Source organism: Aliiglaciecola sp. CAU 1673 (genome assembly GCF_029223185.1).
GTDB lineage: Bacteria > Pseudomonadota > Gammaproteobacteria > Enterobacterales > Alteromonadaceae > Bowmanella.
Genome location: NZ_JARHUG010000001.1, coordinates 219431 through 234497, shown reverse-complemented (window position 1 = coordinate 234497; position 15067 = coordinate 219431). Strand labels below are relative to the sequence as shown.

Below are 15067 nucleotides of genomic sequence, written 5' to 3'. Positions count from 1 at the left end.
TCCAAGCGACTGACTCTCGGCGCTTTTTTCTTTGCATCAGCACAAAATTTCCTCACATTAGTCGTTCTTTGATCAATAAATACTCGCTATATTGGTATTGATGAATATCTTGTTTCGCCGTTGTGTTTCCTCAGAGGTCATCCGGATGAAGTATTGGCGCAAAATCACCCTGTATAGCGTTCTGCTAAACGCGCTGATCTCCGCCAGTTGGCAGGCGCAGGCCCAGTTTCCTCCGAGCCAACCGCAATTTGTCAGCGTTGGTGATGCCAGACAGATCCCCGAGAATGTGGTCAGTTCACTGGCCCAAGGCAGTAATGGCTTCATTTGGGTTGGAGCCGCTGCCGGTCTGGTGCGCTATGACGGCTATCGCTTTAAGTTATATATACACGATGAGGACGACCCCCAGTCCCTTGGCGGCAATTTTGTGCGAGCCTTGGTTGCGCGCAAAGATGGCAGTATTTGGGTAGGTACAGAACCCGGCGGTCTCTCCATTTACCGCCCACAGACAGATAGTTTTGAACGTCCTTTCAGCAACGCCGATATCGAAGTCGCGCCTCAGCTTGCCTCTGTTTCGGCTATTGCCGAAGCAGATAATGGCGATATGTGGCTGGGAACAGGGAATGGCTTGGTAAGAATGCTTGCCGATGGCAGCTATCGCCTGTATCCGGGATTCAGTCGGGGCCTGTTACATGGCGATATAAGATCATTGGTCACCGATAACGCCGGACGTTTATGGGTTGGCAGCCGTGGCGGTTTGAACCTATATAGGCCCGGAAGTGATGATTTTATTGCCGTGCCCTATCCTGATGATAGCTCTGGAGACAGTCTTTTTGTCAGAACCTTGTATAAGGACAGCCTTGGCAAGCTTTGGATTGGTACAGAATACAATGGTGCACTGCGCCTGGATCCGGATACCAAAGCTTTTACCCCCATGCTGGAAGGTATTGATAGTCAGCTGAATTCGGCCCCTATCTATGCTTTCAGGGAAATTTCCGATAACGAAATCTGGGTGGCCCGCATCGGCGGGATAGATCGCGCCAACTTCGATAATGGTCAATGGATAAGCCGGGAAATCCACGATCCTTCCAATCCCTTCAGCCTGGCGAACAGTGATATTCGCGATATTTTAAAAGACCAAAGTGGCCTGATCTGGGTTGCCGGTTTTGGCGGCGGCTTGCAACGCAAGTTAGATGATAGTCGTGGACTGCATATGTTCAGGCATAGCTTGATCGTCCCCAATTCCCTCTCTGATCCCAATATCAGCAGTACCTTGGCCCTTCAGGACGGCACCCTGTGGCTGGGCACGCGAGGCAATGGCATAGATGTTTTTAAGCCGGAACAGGGCGTGATCGATCATTATCATCCCGATGCTGGTAAGGATGGACAGCTAGCAGGAGGCTGGATAACTGCCATGGTACAGCGTCCACAGGGCGATATTTGGGTGGGAGCCAATCCGGGCCTGTTATATCGCTATCGTCAAAGTGAGCAAATATTTGAGCTTTACGACCAAGACAAGGGTTTCCAAAATGCCAATATCCGTTGCCTTTGGGTTTCCCGTAACGGTGACGTTTGGATTGGTACCAACAGGGGGTTGCAAAAGTGGTCGGCGGCCGAAGATCGTATCAGCAAGTATGGTATGGCTATCGGCAGTCCCATGGAAGATGGCATCAATGCACTGCACGAAGACAATCGAGGAACGCTGTGGGTAGCGACCGGCGCCACAGGCCTTTACCGGCTGGATGCAGGCGCCAGGGGCCTGGTTCAGGTGGACGGGCAAAGCGATAGTGGCCAACCGCTGCCGACCATGAGCATTGTCGGCATGCTCGGAGCCGACGATTTTTTGTGGCTGGATACCACAGAAGGGTTACATAAAGTCCAATTTGATGAAAAGGGTGATGCCACCGCCGTTAACATCAGCAGAAAATTCAAATTGAACGGTCGCCCTATGGGGGCAAATTTGCTGCAGGACAGCAGAGGCAGGATCTGGACCCCACAACATGTCTATGATCCTGCCAATAATACCATGACACCGCTGCAACAGGCTGATGGGGTGGCCCTGGGTACCAATTGGTATCGCTCCCACAGCCAAACCCAGGATGGCATCATGTTGTTCGGTGGCAGTAGCGGCCTGCTTTTTGTTGAACCGGATAAATTTGAGCCCTGGCGGCGACAACCCAAAATAGTGCTGACTGATCTGCGTATAGACGGCGCTTTCCACCCACTGCAAGATAATGAAAAACTAGTGGTCATCGAGGCTGGCAACAAAAGCATCAGTATCGAGTTTGCGGCGCAGGAGTACTCTGCCCCGGAGCGGGTTAAGTATCAATACCGACTCGATGGCTTCGATGACGACTGGATAAGCACCGATGCCGAGCGCCGGGTTGCCTCCTACAGTAACTTGTGGCCAGGAGACTACCGGTTTCGACTGAAAGCAACCAACAGATTAGGGCAATGGAACGAGCAGGAGTTCGGCCTTATGTTGCGCGTCATGCCTCAGTATTGGCAGACCTCTTGGTTCTTGGGCATTTTGCTCATTGTTGCCGTCGTCTCAATAATTACCCTGATTAAAATCCGCACCCGCATAATTGCCAAACGCGCCGATCAGCTGGCTTCTTTGGTATCCGAGCGTACCGAAGAGTTGCAACAAACTCAGCAGAGCTTGATAGAACAAGAAAAAATGGCATCCTTGGGCAATCTGGTCGCCGGTATTGCCCATGAAATCAATACCCCAATCGGGATTGCAGTGACAGCGGCTTCAACCATGGATACCGCCACCCAGCAACTGCTGAATAAAGTGGCCAATAACAAGCTGACCAAATCGAGTCTGCAGACTTATGCCAGCAATGTGACCGAATCAAATCGACTAATTCTCGGTAGTTTGGAACGTGCCAAAAACCTGATTAGCAGTTTTAAACAACTGGCGGTTGATCAAAGCAGTGAGCAACGGCGTGAAATTCAAGTTCATGATTTCCTCCAGGAAGTTTCCTACGCTTTGGAGCCGTTATACCGCAAGGGCAAACATAAGTTTGTCTGGAGCTGTCCTGTGGGCATCGAAATGAACACTTATCCCGGCGCCCTGTTTCAAATCTTCAGCAATCTGATAAGCAACTCGGTGATGCACGGTTTTGATATTCACCCACCCGGTGAAATGTCGCTGGAAGTGACGCAAGGAACCGATTTAATCACCTTTGTCTATAAAGATAACGGTAAGGGCATGGGCCAGGAGACCCTGAACAAAATCTTCGAACCCTTCTTTACCACTAAACGCGGAGAAGGTGGCTCAGGTTTGGGGATGCACTTGGTGTATAACCTCACCACGCAACTGTTGGGTGGGCAAATCGATATCCAGAGTGCAGAAGGAAAAGGCTTTAGTTGCACGCTAAGATTACCTCGCTCGGCACCCATGACACAATAGCGTCAAGCTGAATGAACAGGAGCGATATTTTTCGGTGATTCGGATTACCGGATCTGGGCAGATGACCTGTTGATCATTTGTTAAAACTTCTGCAATGTTGTTAACAACCTGGCGACTGCATCGTCAGCAAAAGACAACAATTTTCAGGAAGTTATCTCCATGGATTTATCTCTCAAGGGCAAGCGGGCGCTGGTGTGCGGCGCCAGCCAAGGCATTGGTAAAGCCTGCGCTATCGAATTGGCCTCGCTGGGTGCCAATGTGACGCTTTTCTCCCGCAATCAGGCAAAGCTTGAGGCCGTATTGGCTGAATTGGACGTCAGTCTTGGTCAACGGCATGAAGTTTTGCTGGCAGATTTTGCCAATCCTCAGGAAGTAAAAACGGCTATCGAAAGCTACACATACAGCCACTCTATTGAGATTGTGATTAACAATACCGGCGGCCCGGCCCCGGGTCCGGCGCACCAAGCCGACCCCCAAGCCTTTATCAATGCCTTTAACCTGCACTTGGTTAGCAATCAGCATATTGTGCAAGCCTGCTTTCCAGCCATGAAAAAGGCGGGCTATGGGCGCGTTGTCAACATTATTTCTACCTCGGTAAAACAGCCCATTGTCGGCCTGGGAGTATCCAATACCATTCGCGGCGCGGTGGCCAGTTGGGCCAAGACCCTGGCCAACGAACTGGGGCAATTCGGTATCACCGTGAACAATGTGCTGCCCGGCGCCACCAATACGGTGCGATTAGAGGCCATTATCCAAAACAAAATGGCCAAAAGCGGCAAATCCATAGAGGAAGTCATCGCCGATGAAAAAGCCGGTATTCCGGCCGGCCGCTTTGGCGAAGCCCATGAACTGGCTGCCGCCGTGGCCTTTTTAGCCAGCCCCGCCGCCAGTTATATCAACGGGGTTAACCTGCCGGTCGATGGCGGGCGCACCGCCTGTCTGTAAGGATTTGATATGCAAATCCTGGCTAATTTTATCAATGGTGAGTTTTTGGCGCCCAAAGGCGGACGCTATCTGGATAATATCGAGCCCGCCAGCGGCAAGGTTTATGGGCAAATTCCCGACTCCGATGAAGCGGATTTGACCTTGGCCATCGATGCCGCGGATAAGGCCTTTCCCGCCTGGTCAGCCATGCCACTTGAGCAACGCGCCGATATTCTCACTCGTATCTCGCAACGAATACTCGAGCGCTTGGAAGAGCTGGCCGCAGCCGAAAGTAAAGACAACGGCAAGCCACTCAGTCTGGCCAAGATGGTGGATATTCCCCGTGCGGCCAGCAATTTTGCCTTTTTTGCCCATGCCTGCTCGCAGTTTTCCAGCGAAGCCCATGCCATGGCCGGTAGTGCGATCAATTACAGTTTGCGACAGCCCTTGGGCATTGTCGGCTGTATCTCCCCCTGGAATCTGCCTCTGTATCTGTTTACCTGGAAAATCGCGCCGGCCTTGGCTGCAGGCAACTGTGTGATTGCCAAACCGTCGGAAATCACTCCGTTAACTGCTTATCTGTTGGGTGAAATCTGTAACGATGCGGGTCTGCCACCGGGGGTACTGAGTATCCTGCATGGCCGCGGTGCTGATATTGGTGCAGCCCTGGTCAGTCATCCCAAGATCAAGGGGCTTTCCTTTACTGGTGGCACCGCGACCGGTAAAGCCATAGCACAGGCCACAGCAGGTCAGCTTAAGAAAGTCTCCCTGGAGCTTGGTGGTAAAAACCCGGCGCTGGTGTTCGCCGATTGTGATGTTGATAAGACCGTAGATGCCCTGGTGCGCGCCAGCTTTGCCAATCAGGGGCAGATTTGTCTTTGCCCTTCGAGGCTTTATATCGAGCGCCCTATTTATGATCGCTTTAAAGCCGCCTTTGTGGAAAAGGCCGTGTCCCTTATTCCAGGCGATCCGGCGCAAGTGGAGTGCAAATTTGGAGCACTGGTTTCCCAGGCCCATCTGAATAAGGTGCTTGGCTATATCCAATTAGCCAAAGATGAGGGCGGTACCCTGCTTTGTGGTGGCGAGCAAGTCCAGGTGCCTGGACGCTGCGCGGAGGGTTATTTTGTGAAGCCGACGGTCTTTGAGGGCCTCGACAATAGCTGTCGTACTAATCAGGAGGAGATTTTCGGCCCCGTTGTAACCTTGCAGCCTTTTGATACAGAAGAGGAAGCGCTGGTCATGGCCAACGATAGCCAATACGGCCTGGCGTCGACCTTATGGACATCCGACCTGGCGCGCGCCCATCGTCTTGGCGAAAAGCTGGAAACCGGGATTGTCTGGGTCAACTGCTGGTTGTTACGGGATTTACGTACGCCCTTTGGCGGCATGAAAGGCTCGGGCCTCGGTCGCGAAGGCGGCCTGGAAGCCATGCGCTTTTTCACCGAAGTAAAGAACGTCTGTATCTCGTTTATTTAACCGAAAAGAATTTTTATGAACCACAGAGACACCGAGCAAAGGGAGATCTTAAAGGTGAAGATCACGACATCTGACATCCAAACCTCTCTGTGCTCTCTGTGGCTTCGTGGTGAAAATCGGTATTTGATAAATATCACAGAGACACAGAGTTCACGGAGATTTTAAGGGGGATGAGAATCAAGAATACCTCCCTCTCTGTGCTCTCCGTGTCTCTGTGGTGGAAATTTGACTTAAAAAACCACGAAGAACACGAAGATTAACAATGCAATGAAATTGATCGAGTCCAAAAACCCTGACGTCTTTGTGTCTCTGTGGTGAAAAGGAAAAATAATGAAAGCAACCAAATTTGAATCGCAAAAGGCACCGGAGCCGGTGGGCCTCTATCCCCATGCCAGGCGGGTAGGCAATTTACTGTTTTTATCCGGCGTAGGTCCCCGTCAGCGCGGTACCAAAGTCATCCCTGGGGTGACCTTAGACGAGAACGGCAATATCAGCGCCTACGATATCGAAGCACAGTGCCATAGCGTATTTAACAATGTGCGCGCCATTTTAGAAGAAGCTGGTTCAAGCTGGGAGCAGTTGGTGGATGTGACAGTGTTTCTGACCAATATGAAAGCCGACTTTGCCACCTACAACCGCCTTTATGCCGAGTATTTTGCCGATAATCAGCCCTGTCGTACCACGGTGGAGATCAGCAGTTTGCCCACCCCCATCGCCATCGAACTGAAATGTATCGCCACCATTGAGGACTAGCTATGCAAAGTACATTCAAGATGGTACCGCCGCTTAATTTTCAAAAATGGATTGCAGAACATAGCCACCAATTAAAACCACCGGTCTGCAATAAGCAGGTCTTCGATGAAGGGGATTTTATTGTGATGGTTGTAGGCGGTCCCAATGGCCGGCGCGACTATCACTACAACGAAGGGCCGGAGTTTTTCTATCAGTTAGAGGGGGAAATGGAGCTTCGCCTGATGGTGGATGGCAAACGGGTAGTTTATCCCATCCGTGCAGGTGAAATTTTTCTACTGCCGCCCAAGACGCCCCATTCGCCGGTGCGCTTTGCCAACTCCCTGGGCTTGGTGATTGAACAAAAGCGCCGCCTGGATGAAGGCGAAAAGGATGGTCTGATGTGGTTTTGTGACCACTGCGACCACAAGCTGTATGAAGAATACTTTCCCCTTCGCAATATAGAGAAGGACTTTCATGCGGTCTTCGAGCGCTTTTTCTCAAGCGAAGAACATCGCACCTGTGACCAATGTGGCACCGTGATGCCCGCCAGTAACAAGCTCGAATAAGGACATCCGGTGCTTAAAATCGATATCCATACCCATATCCTGCCCAAAACCTGGCCTGATTTAAAAGCGCGCTACGGTTATGGTGGCTTTATCCACCTGGATCATCATAAATGCGGCTGTGCGCGGATGATGCAGGATGAGAAGTTTTTCCGTGAAATAGATGAAAACTGCTGGGATCCGGCCGCACGCCTGAAGGATTGCGCCCAACACCAGGTGGATGTGCAGGTACTCTCCACCGTGCCGGTGATGTTCAGCTACTGGGCCAAACCAGAGCATGCGCTGGATTTATCCATGCTGCTGAATGACCATCTCGCAGGCGTCTGTGACGCCCATCCCAGCCGCTTCGCTGGCCTTGGCACCATTCCCATGCAGGCACCTGGTCTGGCCATCAAGGAGCTGGAGCGCTGCGTCAAAGAGTTGGGCCTTGCCGGGGTACAAATCGGCTCCCATGTGAATGATTGGAATCTGGATGCGCCTGAACTTTTTCCTGTTTTTGAGGCGGCCGAGGCCCTTGGCGCCGCTGTCTTTGTACATCCCTGGGATATGCTGGGAAAGGAGCGTATGGGCAAATACTGGCTGCCCTGGTTGGTAGGGATGCCTACCGAATGCGCGCTGGCCATCTGTAGTTTGATTTTTGGCGGGGTACTGGAACGTTTGCCTAAGCTTCGTATCGCCTTTGCCCATGGTGGTGGCGCTTTTCCTGCCACTTTAGGCCGTATTCAACACGGCTTTGAGGTCAGACCCGACCTTTGCGCTATCGACAATCCCCATGCCCCAAAAGAGTATCTAAAACGTATCTATCTGGACTCACTGGTGCACGACCCCGCCATGCTGCGTTATCTGGTCGAATTGATGGGCGCCGAGCGCATTGCCCTTGGTACCGACTACCCTTTTCCGCTGGGTGAACTTGAACCCGGCAAACTGATTGAAAGCAGTGATTTTAATAAAGAGACCAAGGCGCGCCTGTTACATGGCACGGCGTTGGAATGGCTGAATCTGCCCATGGAGAGGTTTATCCGATGAGAGTTGTAGTGGAAATACAGGGGCATCTTTACCAAGCCAATATGGATTGTCCGCTGTCGGTGGCTATTGGCCTTCACTTTAACGGTGAGCAACCCAATCATTTCGGTGTTGAACAGGCCATTTCCAAGCCCCTGGAAATTGAAGGCTTTGTGGGAGATACCCGACGCGGTGGCAGCTGCAATGTCAGCGAACTGCGCTTTATTCCCCATTGTAACGGCACCCATACGGAAAGCTGCGGCCATATCCTTGATGAGCCGGTGTCTGTCGGTGCGATCGCTCCTGAGCAATTACTCGCGGCGGTGCTGGTAAGTGTTACGCCGGTAATGTCCGCAGAGACTAATGATGAATATTTGCCAACGCCGGTGAAAAATGACCGTTTAATCACCCGCGCCATGCTTGAGGAAAAACTCTCTGACTATCCCGGCGAAGTACTACAGGCGGTGTTGGTGCGAACCCTGCCTAACGACCGGAGCAAACTCACCCGCCGCTATGGTCAGGATGAAGAGCCGGCTTTCTTTAGTATGGATGCGCTGCGCTATCTCAATGAATTGGGGGTACAGCACCTGCTGACCGACCTGCCAAGCGTGGACAAGATGTACGACGAGGGCCTGTTAAGCAATCACCATATTTTCTGGCAGGTGGCACCGGGCACGCATCAGTTAAGTGAGCACACACTGCGGCATAAAACCATTACCGAAATGATCTTTGCCGATGAGGGCATCCCCGATGGCAGTTATCTACTGAATTTACAGGTACCGGCCTTTGACAGCGATGCCGCGCCAAGTCGACCGATATTGTATCCACTTGTAGAACTGGAAAAATAATAACCACAGAGACACAGAGAGCACGGAGTAGTTAGTTACATGGTCTGTGACAAAAAGCGTTATCTACTCTCTGTGACTCTGCGGTGAAAAAAGGAAAATCTATGCAATACCAAGCCGGCGTCGCCTTCGCCCAAGAAATGGATAGCCAGGATCCATTGGCTCCCATGCGTGAACAATTTCACATTCCCAAACAGGCTAATGGCGACGATGAACTGTATTTCACCGGTAACTCCTTAGGCCTGCAACCCAAGTTGACCGCAGACTATGTTCAGGAGTTTCTGACCAGCTGGCAGCAGCGCGGTGTGAAAGGCCATTTTGAGGGGGATTATCCCTGGCTGCCCTACCATGAATTTCTGACCCAACAAGCAGCCAAACTGGTCGGTGCGAAAGACGATGAAGTGGTGATGATGAATAGCCTCACCGCCAACCTGCATCTGATGATGGTGAGTTTCTACCAGCCCACCAGCAGTCGCTTTAAGATTTTAGTGGAAGATCATGCCTTTCCTTCCGATCACTATGCAGTGGAATCGCAAATCCGCCATCATGGCCTGACACCACAAGAGGCTTTACTGCTATGGAAACCCAGAGCCGGTGAAGAGCTGCTGAACCACCAGGATCTCTATGATCTGATAGAACAACAAGGCGACGAAATTGCCTTACTGTTGTTACCTGGTGTGCAGTATTACACCGGCCAGGTATTGGATATGCGGGAAATCACCCGTCGCGCCCATGCCAAAGGGATTCTGGTAGGCTTTGACCTGGCCCATGCGGCCGGCAACCTGGCAATGGAGCTGCATAGCTGGCAGGTAGATTTTGCCTGTTGGTGTTCGTACAAGTACCTGAATAGCGGCGCCGGCTCGGTGGCCGGTTGTTTTGTGCATCAGCGCCACGCTCATAACACCCAACTACCGCGCTTTGCCGGTTGGTGGGGGCATGACAAACAAAGCCGCTTTTTAATGGGTAATCAATTCCATGCCATTGCCAGTGCCGAAGGCTGGCAACTCTCCAATCCGCCGATTTTATCCCTGGCCGCCATCCGCGCCTCTTTTGATGTGATTGAGCAGGCGGGTGGCATTCAGGCCATGCGCGAAAAGTCGGTCAAGCTGACCGGCTATCTGGCCTATCTGCTTAAAAACGAGTTGGCCGGTAAAATTGCCTTTATCACCCCGGACAACCCAAAGGAACGAGGTTGTCAGTTGTCGTTGATGGTCACCCTTCCCCATCTTAACGGCAAGGCCCTGATGGCTCAGTTGGAAGCTCGCGGGGTGGTCACCGACTGGCGAGAGCCTAATGTTATCCGCTGTGCCCCGGCACCTTTATACAACAGCTTTATGGACGTATACCGTTTCGTGCAAATCCTCAAGGAGTGTCTGGCATGACAGATAACCGCATCACTTTGGCCGGCGCCGGTCTGGTTGGCTCGTTGCTGGCGGTGTTTTTGGCCAAACGCGGCTATCAGGTAGGGATTTTCGAACGCCGCCCCGATATGCGCCGCACCGACATTTCTGCTGGTCGCTCCATCAACCTGGCCCTGGCCAATCGCGGTATTCGCGCCCTGGAGGCGGTGGGGTTGATGGAAGAGGTCAACAAACTGCTACTGCCAATGCGTGGGCGCATGGTTCACGATCTGCAAGGCAACAGCAATTTTCAGGCTTATGGCCAGAAGCCCCATGAAGTGATCTACTCGGTATCGCGCGCAGAACTGAATAAATTAATGCTTAATGCCGCCGAACAAAGCGGTCGGGTAAAGATCCACTTTGAGCATCAGGTGACGGGCCTCGATCTGGATAGCAATAGGCTATCGGTCAGTGGACCAGATGGTCAAAGCCGCGAACATCCATTTAATCGCATTATCGGTACCGATGGTGCGGGCTCGGCGGTGCGCGAAGCGCTGATGGCAAAGGCCGGTCGCTATAACAAAGAAGAGCCTTTGGGCCACTGCTACAAAGAGTTGTGTATACCACCAGGGCCAAACGGCAGCTTTCAGATTGCCAAAGATGCCCTGCATATCTGGCCAAGGGGCGGCTTTATGCTGATTGCCCTGCCTAATCTGGATGGCAGTTTTACCGTTACCCTGTTTATGCCCAATCAAGGAGACATCAGCTTCGGGAGTATCGATACAGCGGATAAACTGGATAGCTTCTTCTCTACGTATTTTGCCGATCTCAAAGCTCTTATTCCCAACCTGCAGCAGGAATATTTCGACAATCCTACCAGCAGGCTGGCCACGGTGCGCTGTGCGCCCTGGCACTATCAGGACAAAGCCTTGCTGTTAGGGGATGCCGCCCATGCGGTGGTGCCTTTTCATGGCCAGGGCATGAACTGTGGTTTTGAGGATGCGCTGGATTTTTCCAAGGTGTTGGACGAAGAACAGGATTGGGCCAGGATTTTTGAGAAAACCGAAAATCTGCGTTTTGCCAACGGCAATGCCATTGCCGATATGGCCATCGAAAACTATCTGGAGATGCGCGACAGCGTTTTGCAAAGCGATTATCTGCTGAAAAAACAAATCGCCTTTAAGTTAGAGCAGTGGTTTCCCGAACGTTTTACCCCGCGCTATGCCATGGTTATGTTCCATCATCTGCCCTATGCCGAAGCGCAGCGTTTGGGTGAGATCCATAAGAAAATTCTGGCACAGTTGGCAGAGGGCGTAAGCTCTGCCGAACAATTGGATAAAACCCAGGCGGAATCTGTTTTAGCCAGCGCGGGGCTTTAAAGTGCCAGGCTAAAGCACACCTCACCATCGTCCAGCATATCTCCACGCTGCCAGCCCTGGGCCTGATAAAACGCATCGGCCCGGGTGTTGGCACCGGTGGAAAGTGAAAGCCCGCCGATATTGTTGTCCCGGCTGTAGGCAAGCAAGGTATCCATCAATTGCCGGCCCACACCCCGTCCCTCGTATTGCGGCGAAACAAATAGCGCCCAGACTGAGTCGTCAGTGAGATTCAAATAGGCAAAGCCAACGACAAGCCCATCGACTTCACAAACCCAACCACGGCCAAGCTTTTCCAGGTAATCCTCATACATCTGCATGGTCACCTTGTTAGGATCAGAGAGCTGGTTTTCCTTCACCGCCATGCGAATAGCCGACATGGCGGGTATATCCTGACGGGTTGCTTGCCTGACGAACAATGTAGTCATATCTATCCCTTTATTTGACGTGCCGTCCCTGGTGAAAGATCACTGGCCGTTATACAGGGTGGCGATCCACTTTTCTTCACTGATAAATTCCCAGCCCCAATCTTTCCACTTGGCATCGAGGCCATCTTTGGTGATCTTCTCAAGGCTCTGTCCTGCGTTTTTTCTGGCCAATACATCGGCAGCGGTTTCCTTCATCATCGCCAGGAAGCGCTGATAATCAGCTTTATTGGCAAGTTTGCCATGACCCGGAATAAGCTTGGTGTCATCACCAATTTTGCTAATCAGGCTCTCCACATTGGCTATGTAGCCTGCCACCGTACCTCCTCCGTTAAGATCGATATAGGGGAAGCGACCTTCGAAGAATAAATCACCGGTGTGAAGCACATTGGCGTTTTCAAACAAGACTACACTGTCGCCATCAGTATGCCCCTTGGGCAGATGCATCACATTGATAGTCTCGCCGTTAAAGTGAAACTTCACGCCTTGTTCGTAGGTCACCACAGGCAAAGTATTGGCCTGCACATCCTCTTTACCGGCTAAACGAACCCGCACATTTTCATGGGCAAATACGGTGGCGTGATGATGCTCTTTAAACCAGGCATTGGAGCCCGTGTGATCGCCATGATAATGCGTATTAACGATATAGCTGAGCTTGGATTTATTGATACCTTCCAGCGCTTTGGCAATGCGCTCTGCCAAGGGCTCGTATTGGTCATCAATGATCAGGATCCCATCGCTGCCTGCTGAAACACCGATATTGCCACCGGCGCCTTTGAGCATATGCACAGAATCGGCAAGATGGATGGGTTCAATCACCACATTGGCAAAGTCGTTTTGGGCAAGACCTTGCAGACTGAAGAGTGCGGTGGCGAGAATTATTGATCTTTTCATGGTTACTCCTTGTTGTGTTGAGCTTCCAAACTATAGCCATGACATCGGCACAAAGATCAAAAAATTCAGCCCAATAAGTCAGATAACTTGTGTTTGTTGCGTCGGGACAAGGTCAGCTCATGGCCACTTTTCAGCAGCACGCTATAGTCGCCTTTTTCATTGGGCTTAAGCTCTGCAATCCGCGACTGGCGAACAATAGAAGAGCGGTGTATGCGCACAAAAACGCTGGGATCGAGCTGGCTTTCCAAGCTACCCAAGGTTTCGCGGTGCAGTACCACCTTACCGTCAAACAAATGCAGTTCCGCATAGTTTCCAGCGCCGAGGATGAAATCCACATCGGCCACATCGATAAGGCGGATGCGTCCGGGATCCTTCACCACCAACCGGGATTTATAGTGACGGTCCTGTTCGCTCATCATATGCCGCAGTAACTCACCAATTTGTTGGTGATCACCAAACTGTTTTTCTTTCAGCCTGTTCTTTGCGCGTTCCAGGGCAGTATGAAATCGCTCATCATCATAGGGCTTAAGCAGATAATCTACAGCGCTTAGCTCAAAGGCCTGTATGGCGTATTGGTCATAGGCCGTGACAAACAAAATAACGCTGTTGCGGCCAATCTGTTCCGCCACCTGCAGGCCGGTTAGTCCAGGCATTTGGATATCCAGAAACACCAACTGGGGCTGTTCTTTTTGATACAAGGCCACGGCTTGATTACCGTCTGCGGCCTCAAACACTTCACCGATTCCTTCCTGATCCTTCAGCAACAGACAGATGGTCTGCCGGGCAAGGGTTTCATCATCGGCGACTAACACGTTAATCATCGCAATCTCCAGCAGGAAAACTCAACAATGTCTCAAAATAGTCGTCTTCCAATTCCTTCAGAGTAAAGCTGAAACGTCCGCCATACAAACGTTCAAGTCGCTCACGGCAATTGCTGATACCAATACCAAAGCCTTTGTGCTCATCTTGCTTAGGCACTTTGTTGATCAGCTTAATATGCAGTTGTCCTTGTGAACAATGCACTTTGAGGCTCAGCAGATTTTTATTGGATTCCAACTGAGAGCCATGCTGCACCGCGTTTTCCACCAATGGCTGCAACAGCATAAAAGGAATTTCCATCTCCAAACAGGCGGGATCCACTTCCACCTTGGTTTCTAGTTTTTCCTCGAAGCGCATCCGCTGTATGCTCAGATAACATTGGATAAACTCCATTTCCTGACTCAACCTCACCATCTGATTCCGCTGATTTTCAAGGACCTTGCGTAGCATCATACTGAGTTCGCTCAGGGCCCTGATGGCTTTGTCTTTATGCTCCAAGCGAATCAGGCTGGCAATGGTATTTAAAGTATTAAACAAGAAGTGGGGGTTTAGTTGTGACTTCAGCGCCTGCAGCTCTGCCTGAACAAGCTGCCGAGACAGGGTTTCACTGTGGGCTTTTTCGTTGAGCATACGTTGGTAGTACTGCAGGCTGAACCCGGCACTGATCACTGACAAATAGATTAAGAAATCCAGATGCCAGTAATTGAAACTCAGCCAAGTTTGAAAGCCGACTTTGACAGCACTTAATGTAAATTCTTCACTGCTGTTTTCAATAAGCGTTACTAGCGGTACGGCCATCAGACCATATAGCCAGAAAATACAGGTCAGCATGAGTAAATGCAGCGTAGCGCTTTTAAGCCAGCTTTTATGCTTAGAGGCAATCGCACGGGTTCCGGCGACAATAATGGGCGATAAAATCGCCCAAGGTAGCCACCATGGAAAATAGTCTACCCAAAGTGCCAGCCAATCTACCTGCTGTTCGGCTTTGACCAATGCTCTGTAGCGTTGGTCAGTCGAAAAGGTGACCATAAAAAGCCACAGGACAACGTTAGCGGTTAAGAATCGCCGACCTGGAAAATAAGAGCGTAATAACTGATACATCTGAAAACAGTACTCACTGCGAAAGCCCGATTATTCACCACCCAAGCCATCTAAGGCAAACTACGATTGGTCAAAGCTAACCACCAGCCTGTACCAAAGTAAAATATTTTTCTTATATATCAATACCTTGAGCCATGTTAATTGTGCCAACAAAC

Annotated in this window: 13 protein-coding genes; 9 read left to right on the top strand and 4 right to left on the bottom strand. The window is 51.1% G+C overall.

What is annotated here, in order from left to right:
- Positions 1-145: 145 nt before the first annotated feature.
- From P2G88_RS00960 to P2G88_RS00920, 9 genes are all read left to right on the top strand, one after another.
- The gene (locus tag P2G88_RS00960; protein WP_275793730.1) at positions 146-3415 is read left to right on the top strand and encodes a sensor histidine kinase; all 3270 of its coding nucleotides are present in this window, start codon (positions 146-148) and stop codon (positions 3413-3415) included.
- A gap of 159 nt (positions 3416-3574) precedes the next feature.
- Positions 3575-4360 carry an SDR family oxidoreductase gene (locus P2G88_RS00955; protein ID WP_275793729.1) on the top strand — a complete coding sequence of 262 codons (786 nt, stop codon included), beginning with the start codon at positions 3575-3577 and terminating at the stop codon, positions 4358-4360.
- 9 nt (positions 4361-4369) lie between these two features.
- On the top strand, positions 4370-5815 hold the full coding sequence (locus tag P2G88_RS00950) for an aldehyde dehydrogenase (RefSeq protein ID WP_275793728.1): 1446 nt from the start codon (positions 4370-4372) through the stop codon (positions 5813-5815).
- Between the two features lie 330 nt (positions 5816-6145).
- Positions 6146-6568 carry a RidA family protein gene (locus P2G88_RS00945; RefSeq protein WP_275793727.1) on the top strand — a complete coding sequence of 141 codons (423 nt, stop codon included), beginning with the start codon at positions 6146-6148 and terminating at the stop codon, positions 6566-6568.
- A 2-nt stretch (positions 6569-6570) separates the two neighbouring features.
- Positions 6571-7113, top strand: coding sequence for a 3-hydroxyanthranilate 3,4-dioxygenase (locus tag P2G88_RS00940; RefSeq protein WP_275793726.1), 543 nt, complete (start codon positions 6571-6573; stop codon positions 7111-7113).
- Positions 7114-7122: 9 nt separating this feature from the next.
- Positions 7123-8136, top strand: a complete 1014-nt coding sequence (locus P2G88_RS00935; RefSeq protein WP_275793725.1) for an amidohydrolase family protein — start codon at positions 7123-7125, stop codon at positions 8134-8136.
- A complete protein-coding gene (locus P2G88_RS00930; RefSeq protein ID WP_275793724.1) occupies positions 8133-8960 on the top strand; it encodes a cyclase family protein in 828 nt (275 codons plus the stop codon). The genes P2G88_RS00935 and P2G88_RS00930 overlap by 4 nt, the downstream gene beginning before the upstream one ends.
- A 101-nt stretch (positions 8961-9061) precedes the next feature.
- Complete coding sequence (gene kynU, locus P2G88_RS00925) at positions 9062-10339, top strand: kynureninase (RefSeq protein WP_275793723.1); 1278 nt, start codon at positions 9062-9064, stop codon at positions 10337-10339.
- On the top strand, positions 10336-11676 hold the full coding sequence (locus P2G88_RS00920; RefSeq protein WP_275793722.1) for an NAD(P)/FAD-dependent oxidoreductase: 1341 nt from the start codon (positions 10336-10338) through the stop codon (positions 11674-11676). The genes kynU and P2G88_RS00920 overlap by 4 nt, the downstream gene beginning before the upstream one ends.
- Here the strand turns inward: P2G88_RS00920 and P2G88_RS00915 are convergent.
- The 4 genes from P2G88_RS00915 to P2G88_RS00900 form a co-directional block, all read right to left on the bottom strand.
- A complete protein-coding gene (locus P2G88_RS00915; RefSeq protein ID WP_275793721.1) occupies positions 11673-12101 on the bottom strand; it encodes a GNAT family N-acetyltransferase in 429 nt (142 codons plus the stop codon). The genes P2G88_RS00920 and P2G88_RS00915 overlap by 4 nt on opposite strands.
- 39 nt (positions 12102-12140) lie before the next feature.
- The gene (locus P2G88_RS00910; protein ID WP_275793720.1) at positions 12141-12992 is read right to left on the bottom strand and encodes an MBL fold metallo-hydrolase; all 852 of its coding nucleotides are present in this window, start codon (positions 12990-12992) and stop codon (positions 12141-12143) included.
- Between the two features lie 65 nt (positions 12993-13057).
- Positions 13058-13813 carry a LytTR family DNA-binding domain-containing protein gene (locus tag P2G88_RS00905; RefSeq protein WP_275793718.1) on the bottom strand — a complete coding sequence of 252 codons (756 nt, stop codon included), beginning with the start codon at positions 13811-13813 and terminating at the stop codon, positions 13058-13060.
- Positions 13806-14912, bottom strand: coding sequence for a histidine kinase (locus P2G88_RS00900; protein WP_275793717.1), 1107 nt, complete (start codon positions 14910-14912; stop codon positions 13806-13808). Before P2G88_RS00900 ends, P2G88_RS00905 begins: the two co-directional genes overlap by 8 nt.
- Positions 14913-15067 lie beyond the last annotated feature (155 nt).

Coding starts and splice junctions, on each gene's coding strand:
- P2G88_RS00960 (WP_275793730.1), top strand. CDS start 146: ATGAAGTATTGGCGCAAAATCACCCTGTATAGCGTTCTGCTAAACGCG.
- P2G88_RS00955 (WP_275793729.1), top strand. CDS start 3,575: ATGGATTTATCTCTCAAGGGCAAGCGGGCGCTGGTGTGCGGCGCCAGC.
- P2G88_RS00950 (WP_275793728.1), top strand. CDS start 4,370: ATGCAAATCCTGGCTAATTTTATCAATGGTGAGTTTTTGGCGCCCAAA.
- P2G88_RS00945 (WP_275793727.1), top strand. CDS start 6,146: ATGAAAGCAACCAAATTTGAATCGCAAAAGGCACCGGAGCCGGTGGGC.
- P2G88_RS00940 (WP_275793726.1), top strand. CDS start 6,571: ATGCAAAGTACATTCAAGATGGTACCGCCGCTTAATTTTCAAAAATGG.
- P2G88_RS00930 (WP_275793724.1), top strand. CDS start 8,133: ATGAGAGTTGTAGTGGAAATACAGGGGCATCTTTACCAAGCCAATATG.
- kynU (WP_275793723.1), top strand. CDS start 9,062: ATGCAATACCAAGCCGGCGTCGCCTTCGCCCAAGAAATGGATAGCCAG.
- P2G88_RS00920 (WP_275793722.1), top strand. CDS start 10,336: ATGACAGATAACCGCATCACTTTGGCCGGCGCCGGTCTGGTTGGCTCG.
- P2G88_RS00915 (WP_275793721.1), bottom strand. CDS start 12,101: ATGACTACATTGTTCGTCAGGCAAGCAACCCGTCAGGATATACCCGCC.
- P2G88_RS00910 (WP_275793720.1), bottom strand. CDS start 12,992: ATGAAAAGATCAATAATTCTCGCCACCGCACTCTTCAGTCTGCAAGGT.
- P2G88_RS00905 (WP_275793718.1), bottom strand. CDS start 13,813: ATGATTAACGTGTTAGTCGCCGATGATGAAACCCTTGCCCGGCAGACC.
- P2G88_RS00900 (WP_275793717.1), bottom strand. CDS start 14,912: ATGTATCAGTTATTACGCTCTTATTTTCCAGGTCGGCGATTCTTAACC.